The sequence below is a fragment of the Bradyrhizobium sp. CCGE-LA001 genome (genome assembly GCF_000296215.2).
Lineage (GTDB): Bacteria > Pseudomonadota > Alphaproteobacteria > Rhizobiales > Xanthobacteraceae > Bradyrhizobium.
The window spans coordinates 4,605,517-4,625,381 of sequence record NZ_CP013949.1; the positions used below are offsets into that span (position 1 = coordinate 4,605,517).

Genomic DNA, 19,865 nt, shown 5'->3' on the forward strand with positions numbered 1-19,865 from the left:
AAAGTCCTGGAAACCTGGTCTGGTGCGGTCTTGAATCAGCGGGGCCGCAAAATGGGCTCGCCATGGACATGGCGACCGGCCAAGCGCCACGCCGCACCCGAACCGGGGCGCGACAATAGCGTTTTGTACCCCCGAAACAACCTCTTGCCCCCAGCCTTTTGCATTCCGAGCGATCCGGGAACGGACCGATGAACTGGCGAGAAATACATCGAAATCAATCGGATATAGGCGCCCTTCAAACCATCACGGTAGACAGCTCATGTCCCGCCCCAAGCGACCCGGCCGGATATGCCCAGCCTATTTGCCCTTCTTCCCGTCCTGAAGCGCCTTCAGCGCTGCGAACGGATGGTCCTCCGGATCGGGGGCAGTGACCTCCGCCTCGAACACAGCCCCCTCCTTGCGTGGATAGGGATCAATCGCCAGGAACAGCGCATCGGTGGCGAGGCGGCCGAGGTCGATGATGCCGTTGACGATCGCCTCCGGAGGATCGGCGACCTCCGGCGGCTCTTCGTCGTCCTGCCCCTCCTCGATCAGGTCGGCGAGCCGGCGCGCCTCGGCTTCGGGGGCGAATATCAGGTCCACCTCCTCCTCGATCTCGCTCTCGATCGGATCGAGCGTCACGACGCAGGTCTGGCCGACACGGCCGCGAACCAATCCCGTGACCTGGACCCGGCCGCCGCTCTTTGGCACGACATCGAAGCTGGCATGGGCGGACAGGATCTCCCGCAGGCCCGCGAGCTCGGCCATGGCCTGCCGCTCGGCCACTGATGCCTCGAGCTCGCGATGCAGGCCGGTCTCGGGGACCTGCGCCACGATGATTGGCGCCCGCCAGGGATCGGGCACTGATCCGGTCGTCGGTCGACTCATGGTGTGACATCCTCTGGAAGCGCGGGAGGAAACTTGAAGGACGCGCGGAGTAGCGCCGCCTCGTCAGCCCGGCCGAGATCGGCTTCGGTGGCCCGGGCATAGGCCGCAAGCCTCTGCGCCTGATCCATGCCGCTCCCGTTCAAGATATTCTTGCAGATGGCCAATGCCAGCGCCTCGCCGCCTCCCTCCATGGCCTGATCATAGGCCCGGGCGCGGCCGTAAAAGGCCTCACCAAAAGCCTTCATCCGCTTCGGCACGGTCTGGTCGCCCACCCCCATTTCGCGCAGATTGTCGTCCATGTCTTCGCAGAAGCGATCGAACAGCGCCTGGGACAGCTCCGTGGCGCCTTGGACCGTGCGCAGGCGGCGCAGCAGCAGCCAGAGGTGCAGCAGCAACAGGTCGAAACGCCCGTTAACCGTATCCGGCACCCCCAAGTCCCGGTAAAATATGGGTTCTCGCGCCTGCGTCACGATCATGCCATAGATGGCCTCGATGGTGCCCGGGGCTAGCCGGGGTTTCCTGAAGTGATTGAACGGCCAAAGCATTGTGGTTTCCGCAAGCGGGCGCGCGCGAGTTGCATTCAGACGCCCAGCCCGGTACTTCAGCGCCTCGCGCGACGCAAGGGGACGGAATCAGTTCCGCAATGACGATAACGAACCACAGCAGCCAGCGCGCTGAGAAGCGGCGCGGCCTTCATGCACGCTGGCGCGGCTTGCGCATGCTCGCGGCTGCGACCCTGGTGGGCGCAGCGCTCGCGGGCTGCACCGGCGAGCAATTCCAGAAGGGCTACATCCTGCCGCCCGGCGCGCTGGAGCAGATTCCGATCGGCGCGAGCCAGGACCAGGTGCTGATCGTGATGGGCACGCCCTCCACCGTCGCAACCCTCGACGGTGAGGTGTTCTACTACATCTCGCAGCGCTCCGAGCGCCCGGTCGCCTTCATGAACCAGAAGGTGGTCGATCAGCGCGTCATCGCGATCTATTTCGACAAGAACCGGCGCGTGCGCCGGCTGGCGAATTACGGCCTGCAGGACGGCAAGATCTTCGACTTCATCAGCCGCACCACGGCGACGTCGGGTCAGGAGATGAGCTACCTCGCGCCGCTGTTCAAGCTGCTGAGCTTCAACTGAGTCGCGGGCGCTTTCGGGCGAAGCGGATGCCGCTTCGCCTGAACAAAACACGTCAAGACCAGCTCTAGAGTCGTTGTAATTCCATCGGAAGGTAAATGGCGCGAGCCTGCGGCGTCCTGCCGCTGTCCACGCCACACTTGCCGCCATGCGCGACTTGCGGCCGCGTGCCGCGTTCCCTTACGCTCGCTGCAAGCAAGAAGCAGGGAGTGGATTCGTGCCCAAGAAACTTCAGAACATTTCGTTGTCCCGCCGTCGCGTGCTCACTGGAATTGCCGGCCTCTCGGCCGCAGCGATCCTGCCACGATCGAGCCTCGCCGATTGGAAGCCGACCGAGACCGTTCGTCTCATCGTACCGGCCGCCGCCGGCGGCTCGACCGACGTCATGGGCCGGCTGCTGGCTGCTCATTTGCAAACCGCCTGGGGTCAGTCGGCCGTCGTGGAGAACCGCTCGGGCGGCGGCGGCACGATCGGAACGGCCGAGGCCGTCCGCGCCAAGCCTGACGGTCAGACCATCCTGGTCGGCAATCCCGGGCCGAACGCGATCGCCTACAGCATCTTCAAGAACCTCTCCTACAAGCCGGACCAGCTTCAGCCGGTCTCCAACATGATCCGGATTCCGAACATCGTGTCGGCCCATCCGAAGACGGGCATCAAGTCGATTCCCGAATTGATCGCATACCTGAAGTCCAATCCGGACAAGCTCAGCTACGCCTCGTCCGGCGTCGGCCAGAGCCCTCACCTCACCGGCGCCTGGTTCCTTCAGCTCACCGGGCTGAAGATGACCCACATCCCGTTCCGCGGCGCCGGCCCTGCGCTCCAGGCTGCGCTTGCCGGCGACATCCAGATCCTGTTCGACAATCTCTATCCGAGCCTGCCGCAGGTGCAGAGCGGCACGCTCAACGGTCTCTGCGTCACCACGCCCGAGCGGAGCGATCTCGCGAAAGACCTGCCGACCATGCGCGAGAGCGCGCCGGAGCTGGCGAACTTCGACGTGTCGTCCTGGTTCTCCGTGTTCCTGCCGAAGGGGGTCTCGCCGGAGGTGCTGAACGCGCTCAATCTTCAGGTGAAGGCGATGCTGGAGCGCGAGGACGTCAAGAAGCAGATCGCCGCCATGGGCGCCCGCGCCGATTACGGCACGCCGCAGCAATTCGCCGCCTTCGTGGACGCCGAGACGAAGAAGTTCGCCGGCATCATCCAGAAGGAAGGGCTGCAGATGGACGTGCAGTAGGCGCTCAAGAGGAGCTGGCACAAGGATAGCGCCCAACACTGCTGTCATTCCCCGCGAAGGCGGGGAATCCAGTACGCCGCGCCCTATCAGTATCCCATCATCGCCTCTGGAATACTGGATCGCCCGCCTGCGCGGGCGATGACAGTGAGATTGACGCTGCGCTCGCGATGACGCGGTGAGAGTGTGCAATTCGTCGAACAAAAACCCCGCGGCTCGCGCCGCGGGGTTTTGTCTTGTAGAGCTCTCGCCGCTCAGTGCGCCAAAATCGCCAGCAGCAGCAGGGCCACGATGTTCGTGATCTTGATCATCGGGTTCACGGCGGGGCCGGCCGTGTCCTTGTAGGGATCTCCGACGGTATCGCCGGTCACTGCCGACTTGTGGGCATCACTGCCCTTGCCGCCGAAGTGACCGTCCTCGATGTACTTTTTGGCGTTGTCCCAGGCGCCGCCGCCCGAGGTCATGGAGATCGCGACGAACAGGCCCGTCACGATCACGCCGAGCAGCATTGCGCCGACGGCCGAGAACGCCGCCGACTTACCGGCCGCGCCACCGCCCGCGATCGCGTAGATCACGAAATAGACCACGATCGGCGACAGCACCGGAAGCAGCGAGGGGATGATCATCTCCTTGATCGCCGCCCTCGTCAGCAGGTCGACCGCCTTGCCGTAATCGGGCTTGTCGGTGCCCTGCATGATGCCCGGCTTCTCGCGGAATTGGCGCCGCACCTCCTCGACGATCGCACCGGCGGCACGGCCGACGGCCGTCATGCCCATTGCGCCGAACAGGTACGGCAGCAGACCGCCGAACAACAGGCCCACCACGACGTAGGGGTTGTTGAGCGAGAAGTCCGGATTGACGCCGGCGAAGTAGGGATGCTGCGCGGAACCCGCAATGAAGAACTTGAGGTCCTCGTTGTAGGCCGCGAACAGCACCAGGGCGCCGAGACCGGCCGAGCCGATCGCGTAGCCCTTGGTGACCGCCTTGGTGGTGTTGCCGACCGCGTCGAGCGCGTCGGTCGACTTGCGCACCTCCTTCGGCAGCCCCGCCATCTCGGCAATGCCGCCGGCATTGTCGGTGACGGGGCCGAAGGCGTCGAGCGCGACGATCATGCCGGCCAGCGCCAGCATGGTGGCGGTCGCGATGGCGATGCCGAACAGTCCGGCGAGGCTGTAGGTGACCAGGATGCCGGCGATGATGACGATCGCAGGCAACGCGGTCGCTTCCATCGAGATGGCGAGGCCCTGGATCACGTTGGTGCCGTGGCCGGTGACCGAGGACTGGGCGATCGACTTCACCGGACGGTAGTCGGTGCCGGTGTAGTATTCGGTGATCCAGATGATCAGCGCGGTGACGACGAGACCGATCACGCCGCACTCGAACAGCGCCATGCCGGTGTAGTTGACGCCGTCGAGCTTGCCAAAGCCGATCAGGTAGTGGATCACCAGCGCGATGCCGACCAACGACAGCACGCCAGTCGCGATCAGGCCCTTGTAGAGCGCACCCATGATCGACTGGCTCGGCCCGAGCTTGACGAAGAAAGTGCCGATGATCGAGGTGATGATGCAGATGCCGCCGATAGCGAGCGGCAGCGTCATCATGCTGGCGAGGATCGGCGTCTTGGCGAAGAAGATCGCCGCCAGCACCATGGTGGCAACCGCGGTCACCGCATAGGTTTCGAACAGGTCGGCGGCCATGCCGGCGCAGTCGCCGACATTGTCACCGACGTTGTCGGCGATGGTCGCCGGGTTGCGCGGGTCGTCCTCGGGAATGCCGGCCTCGACCTTGCCGACAAGGTCGCCGCCGACGTCGGCACCCTTGGTGAAGATGCCGCCGCCGAGACGGGCGAAGATCGAGATCAGCGAGGCGCCGAAGCCGAGCGCCACGAGGGCGTCAACCACGACACGGCTGTCGGGCGCGAGCTTCAGCGAGTGGACGAGGAAGGCGAAATAGAGCGTCACACCGAGCAGCGCGAGTCCCGCCACCAGAAGACCGGTGATGGCGCCGGCCTTGAAGGCGAGCTCGAGGCCGCCAGCGAGCGAGGTCGTCGCGGCCTGGGCGGTGCGCACATTGGCGCGGACCGAAACGTTCATGCCGATGAAGCCAGCCGCCCCCGACAGGATGGCGCCGATGGCGAAACCGATCGCGACATAAAGTCCAAGGAAATAGGCAAGCAGCACGAAGATGACGATGCCGACGAGACCAATCGTGGTGTACTGGCGCCGCAGATAGGCCTGTGCGCCTTCGCGCACCGCCCCTGCGATCTCCTGCATGCGCGGCGACCCCGCGTCCGCACCCAACACCGAAGACGTCGCCCAGATCGCGTAGACGACGGAAAGCACTCCGCAGAGCACTATCAACCATAATGCTGTCATTTGATTATTGCCTCAGATCCTTGATGTACCCCCGGCGCCTTTTGTGGTCCGTCGTGCGGTGCGGCGCCTTGATTTTGAACAAGGCCGCCCCCTAGCCCGAAGGGAGCGGCCCTAGTCGGTCGCAAGCTTGCCAAAATCAAATTGAGGGTGCAACGCCGGATAAGGCCGAAACAGCCGATCCCGGCAGGTATTTGGGCTAGTCCTGCGAACCAAGCTGCCGGTTTGGAGCAATTCCTAGAAGTGGCTGTAGGAGAGCCGCGTCAAAGTCAGTTCCTGGCCCTGCCCGTCCAGGAAGCGCGGCGGCGCCCCGCCTTCGATGATCGTGCCGATGGCAGTCACAGCGAGGCCGGTCGCCCGCCCGGCGGCGATCAGTGCATCGCTTTGCGCAGGCGAAACGGTGCAGAGCACCTCGTAGTCGTCGCCACCAGCGAGCAGCGTCTCGACGCCGACGACCTTGCGTGCGATCAGGCCTGCCGCCGCAGCCGACAGCGGCACGCTCGCCACCGCGACCGTGGCCGAGACGCCGGAGGCTGCGCAAAGCTTGGTGAGATCGCCCGCGAGCCCGTCGGAGACGTCCATCCCGGCGGTCGCATGATCGCGCACGGCCTGCGCCAGAACGCTACGCGGCTGCGGCACGCGGTAGCGTGAGATCAGAAAATCCCGTGCAGCGGGATCGGAGGCAAGCGCCGTGGCCGCCCCGCCGCCGCTGAGCACGTCGAGGCCGAGCGCGGCATCGCCGATCGTCCCCGTCACCAGGATGCGGTCGCCCGGCCGTGCCCCGGTGCGGCCAACCATCCGCCCCCGCGGCACGCGGCCGAAGGCGGTGATCGAGATCATCTGCGGTCCCGGGGTCGACACCGTGTCGCCGCCGAGCAGCGCGCATCCGAAACCCTTTGAATCTTCGCCCAGCGCATCCGCAAACGGCCGGAGCCAGCCGTCCTCCTTGTTCCGTAGCGCCAGCGTCAGCACGAAGCCGGCCGGCACCGCGCCCTTGGCGGCGAGATCGGACAGGTTCACCCGCAGCGCCTTGCGCGCGATGGTGTCAGGGGGATCGCTCGCGAGATAATGCACACCCTCGACGACGGCATCGGTGGTGACGACGATGTCCTCGCCGGAGGACCGCAGGATGGCAGCATCGTCGACCAGCCAGAACGCACCGGGATCGGTCGCCAGCGGTTTGAAATAGCGGGCGATGAGGGAGTCTTCAGCGGAGGGGTTTTGCGGTGTGGTCATCGATGTCGGCCCTACACTCCGCTGTCATCGCCCGGCTTGCCGCCTTCGCTAAAGCTTCGGCGAGCCGAGCACCCCTGTTGGCCTCGGCGTAGCCTTGGCGGAGCCGGGACCGGGCGATCCAGTACGCCGAGACGCCTGATATCGATTACCGCTGCCACGGCGTACTGGATCACCCGCCTTCGCGGGTGATGACAGCGGAATGTGTGACTACCCCCGCCCGAACTCGTCACCGCGAAACTGGCGGCCGATCTGGTCGAGCACCGCATTGACCATGCCGGTCTCCTCGCGGTCGACGAAGGCGTTGGCGACGTCGACATATTCGGAGACCACGACGCGGCCGGGCACATCCTTGCGATGCTGGAGCTCATAGGCCCCTGCCCGCAGCACCGCGCGCAGGATCGCCTCAATCCGCTTCAACGGCCAACCCTTCGACAGCGCCTCGTCGATCAAGGGATCGAGCTTCTTCTGGTCACGCACGACCCCCGAGACGACGTCGCGGAAGAATGCCGCTTCCGCCGGCAGATAGGTGTCGCCCTCGACCTCGTTGCCGAGCCAATGGCTCTCGAACTCCGCAAAAATGTCGTTGATGCCGGCACCCGCGATGTCCATCTGGTAGAGCGCCTGCACGGCGGCGAGCCGCGCCGCACCGCGCCGGTTCGCTTTCTTCTCGGCAGGGCCTGCCGGCTTCTTAGTGTTGTCGGCCATGGTCAGGCCTGCGCCAGACGGCGTTTGATGCGCAGCATCGCAAGCGCGGCGCGCGCGGCATCGCCGCCCTTGTTGAGCTCGCTGGCGCGCGCCCGCGCCCAGGCCTGATCCTCATTGTTGACGGTGAGGATGCCGTTGCCGAGCGGCAGCTTGCGCGCCACGGCAAGATCCATCAGCGCGCGCGAAGATTCCTGCGAGACGATCTCGAAATGGATGGTGTCGCCGCGGATGACGCAGCCCAGCGCGATCACGGCGTCATAGGGCCTGCCGTTTGCCGCGGCCGCGTCGATGGCGATGGCGATGGCCGCCGGAATCTCCAGCGCGCCGGGAACCGTGATGACGTCATGGGTCAGGCCGGCGGCTTTCAGCTCGGCCACCGCGCCGTCCAGAAGCGCGTCCTGGAGGTCGTCATAGAACCGTGCCTCGACGATCAGCGCGCGGGCGCCGGAAATGTCGGTCTGGTCCTTCAGGGGTGCGCGCCGCGCGTCTGCCATGGTCAACCTATTCTGTCATTGCCGGGCTTGACCCGGCAATCCATCGGGCAAGCCCCTCTTAAGAGGATGGATGCGCGGGTCAAGCCCGCGCACGACGATCTTTAATCACCGTCACTTCATTTCCGTCAGCCGCGCCGCATAGCGGGCCATCAGGTCGACCTCGATATTGACCTCGTCTCCCGCCTTCCAGCCGCCGATCGTCGTGACCGTCAGCGTGTGCGGGATGATCAGGACCGAAAAGGTCGTGTCCTTCACGGTATTGACCGTCAGCGAGACGCCATCGAGCGTGATCGAGCCCTTGGTGGCGATGAAGCGCGCCAGCTCGCGCGTCGTCGAGAGCTCGAACCGCGCCATGTCGGGCAGGTCCTCGCGGCTGACAAGCGTCGCGACGCCGTCGGCATGACCGGCGACGATATGGCCGCCGAGCTCGTCGCCGATCTTCAGCGCCCGCTCGAGATTGAGCTTCGTGCCCAGCTTCCAGTGCTTGGCCGTCGTCAGCGCCAGCGTCTCTGCTGCCGCATCGACGTCGTACCAGGTTCTGCCGCCGGCGACGCCGGAGGCAACCACGGTCAGGCACACGCCGTTGCTGGCGATCGAGGCACCGTCGGCAATGGTGATCTGGTCATAGTTGCAGGCGATGCGCAGGCGGTGCAGCTGCCCCTGCGCCGTCGGCGTGAAGCCGACGATCTCGCCGATATCGGTGACAATGCCGGTGAACATTACGCGCGCTCGTAGACAGTGAGAGTATCGTTGCCGAATGTCTCGCTAGCATGAACCTTGTAGGCCTGCGACTGCGTGATTTTCGACAGGGGCAATGCATCGAGCGCATCGACGCCATCAGGGCCCGCCTCTTCCGCCCCACGGAACAGCCAGATCTCGTCGACGAGATCGGCCGCGACAAAGGATGCGGCAACACGGCTACCGCCCTCGACCATCAGCCGAGTGATGCCTTTCTCGGCCAGCGCATGCAGCACCGCGGGCAGATCGAGCCCCGCTGCACCGCCCGGAGGCACGCGCAACATTTGCGCACCGGCCGCCCCGAGCCGCGTTGCGGCCGCGGCTTCCGCGAGGTCGGAGCCCACCACCCAGAGCGGCGTTTCGCGCGCGGTGCGGACGAGCTTGCTCGCGCCGGGAATGCGCAGGCTCTGGTCGAGCACCACCCGCACCGGCGAGCGCGCCGCCATGCCCGGCAGGCGGCAGGTGAGAAGGGGATCGTCCGCCAGCACGGTGCCGATGCCGACCAGGATGGCGTCGCTCTGCGCGCGCATGAGATGCACGCGATCGCGCACGGCTTCGCCCGTGATCGCGACCGGCTTACCGCCAGCCGCGCCGATCTTGCCGTCGGGCGAGACCGCAAGCTTGAGGATCACATGCGGGCGGTGATCCCTGATGCGGCGGAAATGCCCGGCATGGTCGAACGCGGCCTCTGCCGCGCACAGGCCCACATCCACCGTGATACCGGCGGCGCGCAGCCGCGCATGGCCCCGGCCTGCGACTTCAGGATTGGGATCTTCGATCGCGGCAACCACGCGCTTGATGCCGGCCGCGATCACCGCATCGGCACAAGGCGGCGACTTGCCGAAATGCGAGCATGGCTCAAGCGTGACATAGAGCGTGGCGCCCCGCGCCGCCTCGCCGGCCCGCCGCAAGGCCTCGGGCTCGCCATGCGGCCGCCCGCCCGGCTGGGTCCAGCCGCGGCCGACGATGACCCCGTCCTTGACGATGACCGCACCGACGGCCGGGTTCGGCCAGGTACGCCCCTGCCCGCGCCGGCCGAGCGCCAGCGCCAGCTGCATGAAGCGGAGATCGGCGTCCTTGGCCTCGCGGGCCTTCTGCGCGAACTGATCTTCCAGGATGCGGAAGATCATTTGCGGATCGCGGCGAGCCGCGCTTCCTCCTCGCCGGAGAGCTCGCCGAGCACGTCGGCGAAATCCTTGGCTTCGCGGAAATTGCGATAGACCGAGGCGAAGCGCACATAGGCGACATCGTCGAGCGTGCGCAGATGCTCCATCACGGTCTCGCCGATCACCTCGGACGAGATCTCGGCCTCGCCGCCGGTCTCGAGCTCGCGCACGATGGTGGAGACCATCTTCTCCACCCGCTCCGGCTCGACCTGCCGTTTGCGCAGAGAAATCTGCACCGAACGCATCAGCTTGTCGCGGTCGAACGGCACGCGGCGGCCGTTGCGCTTAATCACCGTGAGCTCGCGCAGCTGCACGCGCTCGAAGGTGGTGAAGCGGAAATTGCAGGCCACGCATACGCGCCGCCTGCGAATGACAGACGAGTCCTCGGTCGGACGCGAGTCCTTCACCTGCGTATCGAGACTATTGCAGTTCGGGCACCGCATCCGATTGCCTTGACCAGTTTGCTTCGGCCTTACTGATAGATCGGGAACCGGTCGGTGAGCGCCTTGACCCGTTCCTTGATCGCGGCTTCGACCAGCGGCGCCTTGCCGTCGTCGGACTGCGCGATCGCGTTGAGGACCTCGGCGATCATACCGGCGACCTGTTGGAATTCCGCGACACCGAAGCCGCGGGTTGTCGCGGCCGGGGTGCCGAGACGCAAGCCCGAGGTGACGAACGGCTTTTCGGGGTCGAACGGAATACCGTTCTTGTTGCAGGTGATGGCGGCGCGGACCAGCGCCTTCTCCGAGACGTTGCCCTTCAGGCCCTTCGGCCTGAGGTCGACCAGCATCAGATGGTTGTCGGTGCCGCCGGAGACAATATCGAAGCCGTGGCTCTTCATCGCTTCGGCCAGAGCCTTGGCGTTCTCGACGACGTTCTTCGCGTAGACCTTGAAGTCCGGGCGCAGCGCCTCGCCGAAGGCCACCGCCTTCGCCGCGATCACGTGCATCAACGGGCCGCCCTGCAGGCCCGGGAAGATCGCGCCGTTGAACTTCTTGGTGAGCGTCTCGTCATTCCACAGCATCAGGCCGCCGCGTGGTCCGCGCAGCGATTTGTGCGTCGTGGTCGTCGTGATGTGGGCATAGGGCACGGGCGAGGCATGCACGCCGCCGGCGACGAGCCCCGCGAAATGCGCCATGTCGACCAGCAGATAGGCGCCGACGCTGTCGGCGATCTCGCGGAAACGCTTGAAGTCCCAGGCCCGCGAATAGGCTGAGCCGCCGGCAACGATCAGCTTCGGCTTGACCTCTTCGGCCTGCTTGGCGACCGCATCCATATCGATGATCTGGTCCTCGCGACGCACGGTGTAGTGCGCGGCCTTGAACCACTTGCCGCTCATGTTGACGGGCGAGCCGTGGGTGAGATGGCCGCCCGCCGCGAGGTCGAGGCCCATGAAGGTGTCGCCGGGCTGGAGCAGCGCCAGGAACACCGCCTGGTTCATCTGGCTGCCGGAGTTCGGCTGCACGTTGGCGAATTTGGCGCCGAACAGCTTCTTGGCCCGATCGATCGCGAGGTTCTCGGCGACGTCCACCCACTCACAACCGCCATAGTAGCGCGCGCCCGGATAGCCTTCCGCATATTTGTTGGTCATGACCGAGCCCTGCGCTTCCAGCACGGCCCGGCTGACGATGTTCTCGGAGGCGATCAGCTCGACCTCATGGCGCTGCCGGCCGAGCTCGCCCTTGATGGCGGCGGCGATTTCCGGATCGGCCTGCTCGAGCGAGGCGGTGAAAAACGAATCGGGCGCGGAGGCGGTCTTGGCTGAGGTCATCTTGCGAATATCTCCACCGCCGCAGCCTTTTGGCGGGCTACGGGCGGTCTGGTGTGGCGATCGGAAGCGGCGTGCGCGATCTACCACATCGCCCGCAACAGGCCAAGGGTTTGCGGGTCGAGCCTGAGATTTATGCAAGATATGGTGGGGATTGGAGGTTTCGGCCCTGTGGCGGCTTATCGAGCCGCTCCGCGGCCAACACCTGAACCAAGGCCGTTTTGGCCCTTACCCCCGCCCAGTGATCGGCTGGCCCCCAGCCGGGCCAGCTACAACCCCGTATAGCCCGCCTTCACCGGGTCCACGCTGCCGTCGAGCTGGCGGAGATAGGTCAGGCCGCAGACGGTCAACCTGTGGGTGTCCTTCTCGCCGGCCTCCATCAGCGTATTGAGATAGGTCGTGACCTTGGCCCGAGCCTCCTCGCTGGCCGCGGCAGTGCGGTTGGCGAGCAGGTCATAGGTCTGCATGATGCGGTCGATGGCGGCTTCCATGGCACCCTCTGATTCTCTTGGAATTTGGGAGTCTTGATCAGGCAACCGCGCGGGCCTCGGACTGCGTCTCGAACCGTGCGATCGCCGTGTTGGCGAGCCTGATCTTGTTGATTTCGCCCTGCTGGAGCAGCTTGATGATGATTCCGAGCAGGCGCTCGTCGGTAACGAGCGTATCGGGGATCGCACCGGAGCGGCGAAGGTAATTCGCGGCAATGGCGTAGGCCTCACTGACGAGTTCCACGTTCATCGCCCGAAGTCCGCGCTCGACCAGCATCGACATTCCTCCGATCCGATGGAGATAAGCGACGGGGCCGGAACTGGTTCCTTGCCAGGAGAGGAATTTTTCGCAGTTGCACAAAGTAAAACGCACCGGTCCGGACGGATCCGGGCCAGTGCGCTTGGGGAAGTCAGGCACGTCAGGGTCGCCTGCCGGTCTTGTTTCGGGCCGGCTTGGCCTTGATCCCTTCGAGAAAACTCAGAGCCGATACAGGATCTGGTCGGTCCAGAACCGCTCGAGGCGGTGCAGCGACTTGTTCAGGGTAGCGAACTCCTCGCCGGAGATGCCGCCGACCTGCTCCACCGTCTTGACGTGCTTCTGATAGAGCGCATCGACGATGCGGCGGACTTCCTGGCCCTGCGGGGTCAGACGGATGCGCACCGAGCGGCGGTCAACGCGCGAGCGCTGATGATCGAGGAAGCCGAGCTCGACGAGCTTCTTCAGATTGTAGGAGACGTTGGAACCGAGATAGTAACCGCGCGTACGCAGCTCGCCCGCGGTCAGCTCCTTGTCGCCGATGTTGTAGAGCAAGAGCGCCTGGACCGAGTTGATGTCCGCACGGCCGCGGCGATCGAATTCATCCTTGATCACGTCGAGGAGCCGGCGATGCAGCCGCTCCACCAGAGTCAAAGCTTCCAGATAGAGCGACTGCACCGAACCCTGCTGGCCGGAGACGCGCTCTGCGGTATCTGCCGCAGTTGCGACGGCTTTCATCATGACACTTCCCCTGTTGTCGTTTTTATCGACACTTATTCGACGAAACTTGTGTCCCGTCTGATAGGTGCAACTTAAGGGGCTCGTTTGAAGATCGGCTTAAATAAGAGAATAAAGAGATCATGAATTTAAGACAGTGAATTGCGGATTAAGCCTGTGCCACAAGGGCTTTTCGCAACTGTCTGTTGACCTTCGCAAGGTCCTGTTCACCCTCCGTCCGCCGCAACTGTCGCATTCCAGAACAGCGCCGCCCCGTTTCGAAACGGGCGAGTAACGGCTGTGGCGGAACCGGCTGGTCAACGAAAACTTACCTCAAATTTTAGGCAACCAACGGTCAACCAAGCGCGCACAACTCCGCTCTCGTGTCCCAGACAAGATGCAGCGCGAAGCGATGCATCGCAGAGCCGGGACCCAGAAAGCCGCAAGCGATATGATGGAGAGATGGGCCCCGGCTCTGCAGCGCATCGCTGAAGTAGCGCTGCGCTGCGTCCGGGGCACGAGCGTGATGCGTTGAATGATCTACGCGCTCTACGGCGGCCGTTCCCGCGCGGCCATCCAGGCGAGCGCGAGATAGGCGGCGAGCATGAAGGCTTCGACACCGACCACGATCAGGCTGCCGCCATAGATGCCGGGGAACATCAGCTCGATCACGGCCATCGACACCACGGTGGTCAGCCACACCACCGCGCCCCAGGGCGTTGCGAGCCACAGGCCCACGGCCGCAACGAGCTCGATCACCGCGAAGTAGACGGTCGCGGCCTGCCAGGCCATCGACTGGTTCTCGAACGCCTCGTCCTCGCCGCCGACGAAACCCGTCACCTGCGCCCAGTGATAGAGACCCTTCAGGATCGACAGCAGCGCCATCACCCGCAGAAACAGCACGAGCCGCCGCGTCCAGACATTATCGTCGGACTGGGAGCGCTCCGACGAGATCGCCGCCACCGACATCGCGCCGTCCCTGGCGCTGTCTCTGGCATTGTCCCTGGCGCCGTCGCGCGCCGCATCGCGGGTGGAAATCTCGGACATGGCCCCTTCTGGCTGCTTCGCCCCGCAAAATCAATCGGCTGCCAAGTCAGGGCAATTCTGCCTTGCGGCAGGTCAAGCCGCGGTGACGGGAACCATGCGAGCTGGTATAAGAATAATTCCAGCCGGAGGAAGAGTGATGGCGATCAAATACGGACGTCCGATCGAATTGCGCGAGGTCGCGCGCCGGGAGGGCACGGCAGTGCCCCATGCCCTCGATCTGACTGTCCGTCCGCGCCGCAACCGCAAGGCCGAATGGGCGCGGCGCATGGTGCGCGAGAACGTGCTCACCACCGATGATCTGATCTGGCCGCTGTTCCTGATCGACGGCACCAACAAGCGCGAGCAGGTCGCCTCGATGCCGGGCGTCGACCGTCTCAGCGTCGATCAGGCGGTGCGCGAAGCCGAGCGCGCCATGAAGCTCACCATCCCTTGTCTTGCGCTGTTTCCCTACACTGACCCGTCCCTGCGCGACGAGGAAGGCTCGGAGGCCACCAATCCGAACAATCTGGTCTGCCAGGCGGTGCGTGCGATCAAGAAGGAATTCCCGGAGATCGGCATTCTCTGCGACGTCGCGCTCGATCCCTTCACCAGCCACGGCCATGACGGCCTGATCTCCGACGGCAAGATCCTCAATGACGAGACGGTCGCCGTGTTGGTGCGTCAGGCGCTGGTGCAGGCCGAGGCTGGCTGCGACATCATCGCGCCCTCCGACATGATGGACGGCCGCGTCGCCGCGATCCGCGAAGGCCTGGATCGCGCTGGTCTGCTCGACGTGCAGATCATGGCCTATGCCGCCAAATACGCCTCCGCCTTCTACGGCCCGTTCCGCGACGCCATCGGCTCGGCCAAGACGCTCACCGGCGACAAGCGCACCTATCAGATGGACAGCGCGAACACCGACGAAGCCCTGCGCGAGGTCGAGCTCGACATCGCCGAGGGCGCCGACATGGTGATGGTGAAGCCGGGCATGCCGTATCTCGACGTGGTCCGCCGCGTAAAGGACACCTTTGCGATGCCGACCTTCGCCTACCAGGTCTCCGGCGAATACGCGATGATCGCAGCCGCCGCCAATAACGGCTGGCTCGACGGCGAGCGCGCCATGATGGAAAGCCTGCTCGCCTTCAAGCGCGCCGGCGCCGACGGCGTGCTGAGCTATTTCGCGCCGAAGGCCGCGGAGAAGCTGCGGGCGCAGGGGTAGGTTCGCACTGCATGCTCAGTGTCGTCCCGCCGCCGAATCGCCGGAATATTTTCGCTTGTTGATCCCAGCGCCCTTGGCATGCGGACAGCCTGTTCCCATGTCCTGCTCGGGGGTTCGCTGGGAGAGAACGGACATGTCCGACGCAGGCAATTCAGGCACTTGGCGCAACGAGGGTGGGATGCAACCGCATGCCTACGACCCCTATCTGCACCCGGAGCTGTTCCGCGGTGTCGCGACGCGGCGGGTCTTTGCCTTCCTGATCGATATGATCGTGATCTCCGTGCCTGTCATCCTCGGCTACATCTTCATCGCCCTGTTCGGCGTGGTCACGCTCGGCATCGGCTGGGCGCTGTTCTGGATCGCCTGGCCGGCCTCGGTGATCTGGGCCATCGTCTATTACGGCGCCAGCATCGGCGGCCCTTCATCGGCGACGGTGGGCATGCGTGTGATGGACCTGGAACTGCGCACCTGGTACGGCGCACCCGGCTATTTCGTGCTCGGTGCCACCCATGCAGTGCTGTTCTGGGTGACGGTCTCGTTCCTGACGCCCTTCGTGGTGCTGGTCGGCCCGTTCAACGGCCGTCGTCGCCTGCTGCACGATTTCGTCCTGGGAACGGTCGTGATCAACAATTCGGTTCGTCTCCCCGCGCCCCAGGCCGCAAGGACGTACTGAGAACCTGCTGGTCAACAACCTATCAACCTGGACCTACTAAGCTGACTGATCTGATCTGCCGAGCAGGACAATTGACCGTGGGCCTCTGGAGCGCGATGCTAAACCACACTTCGGAGGCCCACGACGTCCCTTGACCCAGCACTCGCGCGACACCCCACAATTTTACCTTACGGCGCCCTCCCCCTGCCCCTATCTGCCGGGCCGGCATGAGCGCAAGGTGTTCACGCACCTCGTGGGGGAGCGCGCCGGTGATCTCAACGACCTCCTGACCCATGGCGGGTTCCGCCGCAGCCAATCGATCGCCTATCGGCCCGCCTGCGACCAATGCCGCGCCTGCGTCTCGGTCCGCGTGGTCGCCAACGAGTTCCGGCCATCCCGCAACTTCCGCAAGGTGATGGCGCGCAACGCCGACATCATAGGCGAGCAGCGCAGCGCGGTGCCGACCTCCGAGCAATACTCCGTTTTCCGCGCCTATCTCGACGCCCGCCACCGCCACGGCGGCATGGCCGACATGACTGTGCTCGACTACGCCATGATGGTGGAGGACAGCCACGTCGAGACCCGCATCATCGAGTACCGCAAGCGCGGCCCCGACAGTGGCATCACCGGCCGCGGCGAGGAGCTGATCGCAGTTGCGCTCACCGACGTGCTCAGCGACGGGCTATCCATGGTCTATTCCTTTTTCGAGCCGAGCGAGGTCAGCCGCTCGATGGGCACCTTCATGATCCTCGACCACATTGCCCGGGCGCGCCGGCAAGGCCTGCCCTACGTCTATCTCGGCTACTGGATCGAAGGCTCCAAGAAGATGGACTACAAGGCCCGCTTCCTGCCGCAGCAGCGCCTCGCTCCCTCGGGCTGGCTGCGCATCGATGCGCAAGGGGATATGGCCTCCGAGCCGCAGGATTGAGCGGCGAATGGCGAGTAGCGAATAGCCAAACCATTCGCTATTCGCCATTCGCTACTCACCCCATCAACGTATCCGCCAGCAGCTTCACGTTCAAAATCACGATGACGCCCGCGACGATCCAGGCGACCGCGGCGACCGACACCGGGATTGCGAACTTGCCCATCTTGCGGCGGTCGGAGACGAAGCGAACCAGCGGGATGACCGCAAAGGGCAGCTGCATCGACAGCACAACCTGGCTGAACACCAACAGGTCTGCGGTGCCCCGCTCGCCATAGATCGCGGTGACGATGATCACGGGAATGATAGCGATGCCGCGCGTGACGAGGCGGCGCGCCCAGCTCGGCAGGCGCAGGTCGAGAAAACCTTCCATCACAATCTGGCCGGCGAGCGTCGCTGTTACCGTCGAGTTGAGGCCTGAAGCCAGCAGGGCCACCGCGAACAAGGTCGAGGCGATGCCGAGGCCGAGCAGCGGCGATAGCAGCTCGAACGCCTGCTCGATCCCGGCCACGTCGGAATGGCCGCTCTTGTGGAAGGTGGCTGCCGCCACGACGAGGATCGCAGCGTTGATGAACAGCGCCAGCATCAGCGCGATGGTCGAGTCCGTCGTCGCCCACTTGATCGCCTCGCGCCGGCCGGCATCGTTGCGCTCGTAGGCGCGCGTCTGCACGATCGAGGAGTGCAGATAGAGATTATGCGGCATCACGGTCGCGCCGATGATGCCGATCGCGATGTAGAGCATTTCAGGATTGGTGAAGATCTCGCTCTTCGGCACGAAGCCGTGCAGCACTTCAGCCACCGGCGGGGCCGCAGCCACGATCTGCACCGCGAAGCAGACCGCGATCACCACGAGCAGCGCGATGACGAAGGCCTCCAGGAAGCGGAAGCCGCGATTCATCAGGATCAGAAGCAGGAACGCATCGAGCGCGGCGAGCAACGCGCCGCCGATCAGCGGAATGCCGAACAGCAGCTTGAGCGCGATCGCGGTGCCGATCACCTCGGCCAGATCGCAGGCGATGATCGCCGCCTCGCAGGCGAGCCAGAGCAGGAAGTTCACCGGCGGAGAATAGGTCGCGCGGCAGGCCTGCGCGAGGTCGCGGTCGGTGACGATGCCGAGCCGCGCCGCCAGCGACTGCAGCAGGATCGCCATCAGGTTCGAGAGCAGGATGACCGCAAGCAGCGTGTAGCCGAACTTCGATCCACCGGCGAGGTCGGTCGCCCAATTGCCGGGATCCATGTAGCCGACCGAGACCAGATAGCCGGGACCGACGAAGGCCAGCAGCCGTCGCGACCAGTGGCCGGCGGCCGGGATTGCGACTGTGGAATTGACCTCGGCGAGGCTCTTGGTGGTCGGCGCGTCAGCGCGCCAGCCGGCGGCGTCGGGGCTCATGTGGGGTGATCGGGCATCCATGCTGGCAGAATACCCAAGTTCATTCTTATTGCAACTCATTTGCAACTGCATCTAGCCGCTTTCGTTCAGAGGGCGGATCGCGGCAGTCCCGTCTCTTGTCGGGAAGCGGGTGGGTTCGGTGGTCCCGGAAGGCGAACATCGGCGCAAATTCGCCTCCGCAGGATATGAGCCATGTCACCGCCGCACCTCCCCGACACCTTCAACCGCCTTGCCTGGTCGAACCTCGCAGCGCAATCGGCCGAGCAGATCGCGCTCGCCGCAGCCCCTATCGTCGCGGTGCTGACGCTGGGGGTCGCCGAAGGGCGCACCGGCCTGCTCCAGACCGCCCTCACCTTGCCCTTCGTCCTGTTCGCCATTCCCGCCGGCGTGCTGGCCGACCGAATCTCGCGCCGCCGGCTGATGGCGGGCGCCGAAGCGCTGCGGGCGGTTGCTCTTGCGGCCATCGTCCTGCTGCTGGCGCTGGGTGCCCTCAACCTGCCGCTGCTGGCGCTGCTCGGCTTCGCCGCCGTATGCGGCACCGTCGTCTACAGCGTGGCCGCCCCGGCGCTGGTGCCCTCGCTGGTGAGCCCGGACCTGTTGCCGGCCGCAAACGCCCGCATCGAGCTCGCGCGCACCATTGCCTTTGCAAGCGGGCCCGCGTTCGGCGGCGCATTGGTGGGATGGTGGGGCGCAAGCCCGGCCTTCGGCTTTGCCGCCGCGCTCTCGGCGATCGCGGTGGTGCTGCTCGCCGGCATCTACGAGCCTGCCCGCGCGCCGGCGCCGCGGCGCCACCCGTTGCAGGACATCCGCGAGGGCGCGGCCTTCGTGTTTCACCATCCGCTGCTGCGGCCGGTGTTCATCACCCAGTTCATCTTCAACACCGGCTGGTTCCTGCAGATCGCGGTGTTCGTGCCCTATGCGGTGCGCCATCTCGGCCTGACCGCCGCCGGCGTCGGCGTCGTGCTGACGATGTACGGCGCCGGCATGGTGATCGGAGCGCTGCTCGCCACACGCGTGATGCAGCGCCTCGCGTTCGGCACGGTGGTCGGCCTCGGCCCGGTCACCGGCTTCGTCGCCGCACTGGTGATGGCGCTGACGGTGCTGGTGCCCTCGCCCTGGCTTGCGGCCCTGAGCTTTTTCCTGCTCGGCGTCGGCCCGATCCTCTGGGTGATCTCGACCACGACGCTGCGCCAGTCGGTGACACCGCCGCGCCTGCTCGGCCGCGTCTCCGCCATCAACATCATGAGCTACGGCGCCCGCCCGCTCGGTTCAGTGCTGGGCGCGATCGTCGGCGGCCTCTGGAGCGCGGAAGCGTGCCTGTATCTCGCCGCCGCCGTGTTCGGCGTGCAGGCGCTGGTGATCCTGTTGTCACCGGCCGTGTCGCTCGACCGGCAGCCGGACATGGTGGGAGATGAGGTGGCGGTGAAGTGCTAGCCGCGCCGTCATTGCGAGGAGCGCAGCGACGAAGCAATCCAGGATCTTCCGCTGAGGG

21 protein-coding genes are annotated in these 19,865 nt (G+C 65.3%); 6 read left to right on the forward strand and 15 right to left on the reverse strand.

Annotated features, from left to right (window positions below; all coding sequences use genetic code 11):
* Nucleotides 1-297 precede the first annotated feature (297 nt).
* On the reverse strand, nt 298-867 hold the full coding sequence (locus tag BCCGELA001_RS21345) for a YceD family protein (RefSeq protein WP_060736249.1): 570 nt from the start codon (nt 865-867) through the stop codon (nt 298-300).
* Nucleotides 864-1,412, reverse strand: coding sequence for a ubiquinol-cytochrome C chaperone family protein (locus BCCGELA001_RS21350; RefSeq protein WP_060736250.1), 549 nt, complete (start codon nt 1,410-1,412; stop codon nt 864-866). The genes BCCGELA001_RS21345 and BCCGELA001_RS21350 overlap by 4 nt, the downstream gene beginning before the upstream one ends.
* Nucleotides 1,413-1,510: 98 nt before the next feature.
* Here BCCGELA001_RS21350 and BCCGELA001_RS21355 point away from each other — a divergent pair, with 98 nt between their 5' ends.
* Nucleotides 1,511-1,996, forward strand: a complete 486-nt coding sequence (locus BCCGELA001_RS21355; protein ID WP_008548155.1) for an outer membrane protein assembly factor BamE — start codon at nt 1,511-1,513, stop codon at nt 1,994-1,996.
* A gap of 214 nt (nt 1,997-2,210) precedes the next feature.
* Nucleotides 2,211-3,224: a Bug family tripartite tricarboxylate transporter substrate binding protein gene (locus BCCGELA001_RS21360; RefSeq protein WP_060736251.1), complete on the forward strand. Its 1,014-nt coding sequence runs from the start codon at nt 2,211-2,213 to the stop codon at nt 3,222-3,224.
* A gap of 251 nt (nt 3,225-3,475) precedes the next feature.
* Here the strand turns inward: BCCGELA001_RS21360 and BCCGELA001_RS21365 are convergent, their stop codons facing one another.
* The 12 genes from BCCGELA001_RS21365 to BCCGELA001_RS21420 form a co-directional block, all read right to left on the reverse strand.
* Nucleotides 3,476-5,596, reverse strand: a complete 2,121-nt coding sequence (locus BCCGELA001_RS21365; RefSeq protein ID WP_008548158.1) for a sodium-translocating pyrophosphatase — start codon at nt 5,594-5,596, stop codon at nt 3,476-3,478.
* Nucleotides 5,597-5,830: 234 nt separating this feature from the next.
* Complete coding sequence (gene thiL / locus BCCGELA001_RS21370; protein WP_060736252.1) at nt 5,831-6,829, reverse strand: thiamine-phosphate kinase; 999 nt, start codon at nt 6,827-6,829, stop codon at nt 5,831-5,833.
* A gap of 207 nt (nt 6,830-7,036) precedes the next feature.
* Entirely contained in the window at nt 7,037-7,534 is a 498-nt protein-coding gene (gene nusB, locus BCCGELA001_RS21375; RefSeq protein ID WP_008548172.1) for a transcription antitermination factor NusB, read from the reverse strand.
* 2 nt (nt 7,535-7,536) lie between these two features.
* Nucleotides 7,537-8,028 (reverse strand): 6,7-dimethyl-8-ribityllumazine synthase, encoded by a 492-nt coding sequence (ribH, locus tag BCCGELA001_RS21380; protein WP_060736253.1) that lies wholly within the window; start codon nt 8,026-8,028, stop codon nt 7,537-7,539.
* A 111-nt stretch (nt 8,029-8,139) separates the two neighbouring features.
* Nucleotides 8,140-8,748, reverse strand: coding sequence for a riboflavin synthase (locus BCCGELA001_RS21385; RefSeq protein WP_008548174.1), 609 nt, complete (start codon nt 8,746-8,748; stop codon nt 8,140-8,142).
* Entirely contained in the window at nt 8,748-9,896 is a 1,149-nt protein-coding gene (gene ribD, locus BCCGELA001_RS21390) for a bifunctional diaminohydroxyphosphoribosylaminopyrimidine deaminase/5-amino-6-(5-phosphoribosylamino)uracil reductase RibD (protein WP_060736254.1), read from the reverse strand. Before ribD ends, BCCGELA001_RS21385 begins: the two co-directional genes overlap by 1 nt.
* Complete coding sequence (nrdR, locus tag BCCGELA001_RS21395; RefSeq protein WP_011087793.1) at nt 9,893-10,375, reverse strand: transcriptional regulator NrdR; 483 nt, start codon at nt 10,373-10,375, stop codon at nt 9,893-9,895. Before nrdR ends, ribD begins: the two co-directional genes overlap by 4 nt.
* Before the next feature lie 29 nt (nt 10,376-10,404).
* Nucleotides 10,405-11,703, reverse strand: a complete 1,299-nt coding sequence (gene glyA / locus BCCGELA001_RS21400; protein ID WP_060736255.1) for a serine hydroxymethyltransferase — start codon at nt 11,701-11,703, stop codon at nt 10,405-10,407.
* Nucleotides 11,704-11,969: 266 nt separating this feature from the next.
* Nucleotides 11,970-12,191, reverse strand: a complete 222-nt coding sequence (locus tag BCCGELA001_RS21405; RefSeq protein WP_008548182.1) for a hypothetical protein — start codon at nt 12,189-12,191, stop codon at nt 11,970-11,972.
* 37 nt (nt 12,192-12,228) lie between these two features.
* On the reverse strand, nt 12,229-12,465 hold the full coding sequence (locus BCCGELA001_RS21410; protein ID WP_060737764.1) for a hypothetical protein: 237 nt from the start codon (nt 12,463-12,465) through the stop codon (nt 12,229-12,231).
* A gap of 201 nt (nt 12,466-12,666) precedes the next feature.
* Nucleotides 12,667-13,185: a transcriptional regulator LdtR gene (gene ldtR / locus BCCGELA001_RS21415; protein WP_008548187.1), complete on the reverse strand. Its 519-nt coding sequence runs from the start codon at nt 13,183-13,185 to the stop codon at nt 12,667-12,669.
* Between the two features lie 525 nt (nt 13,186-13,710).
* Nucleotides 13,711-14,208, reverse strand: a complete 498-nt coding sequence (locus BCCGELA001_RS21420) for a DUF6163 family protein (protein WP_008548189.1) — start codon at nt 14,206-14,208, stop codon at nt 13,711-13,713.
* A 136-nt stretch (nt 14,209-14,344) separates the two neighbouring features.
* On the opposite strand from BCCGELA001_RS21420, the gene hemB reads away from it, so the two are divergent.
* The 3 genes from hemB (at nt 14,345) to BCCGELA001_RS21435 (ending at nt 16,986) form a co-directional block, all read left to right on the forward strand.
* Complete coding sequence (gene hemB / locus BCCGELA001_RS21425) at nt 14,345-15,406, forward strand: porphobilinogen synthase (RefSeq protein WP_008548191.1); 1,062 nt, start codon at nt 14,345-14,347, stop codon at nt 15,404-15,406.
* Between the two features lie 133 nt (nt 15,407-15,539).
* Nucleotides 15,540-16,079, forward strand: a complete 540-nt coding sequence (locus BCCGELA001_RS21430) for an RDD family protein (protein ID WP_008548193.1) — start codon at nt 15,540-15,542, stop codon at nt 16,077-16,079.
* 130 nt (nt 16,080-16,209) lie between these two features.
* Complete coding sequence (locus BCCGELA001_RS21435; protein ID WP_060736256.1) at nt 16,210-16,986, forward strand: arginyltransferase; 777 nt, start codon at nt 16,210-16,212, stop codon at nt 16,984-16,986.
* Nucleotides 16,987-17,041: 55 nt separating this feature from the next.
* Here the strand turns inward: BCCGELA001_RS21435 and BCCGELA001_RS21440 are convergent, their stop codons facing one another.
* Entirely contained in the window at nt 17,042-18,394 is a 1,353-nt protein-coding gene (locus BCCGELA001_RS21440) for an Nramp family divalent metal transporter (RefSeq protein ID WP_060736257.1), read from the reverse strand.
* Nucleotides 18,395-18,565: 171 nt separating this feature from the next.
* Here BCCGELA001_RS21440 and BCCGELA001_RS21445 point away from each other — a divergent pair, with 171 nt between their 5' ends.
* A complete protein-coding gene (locus BCCGELA001_RS21445; RefSeq protein ID WP_060736258.1) occupies nt 18,566-19,807 on the forward strand; it encodes an MFS transporter in 1,242 nt (413 codons plus the stop codon).
* The last annotated feature ends 58 nt before the right edge of the window (nt 19,808-19,865 follow it).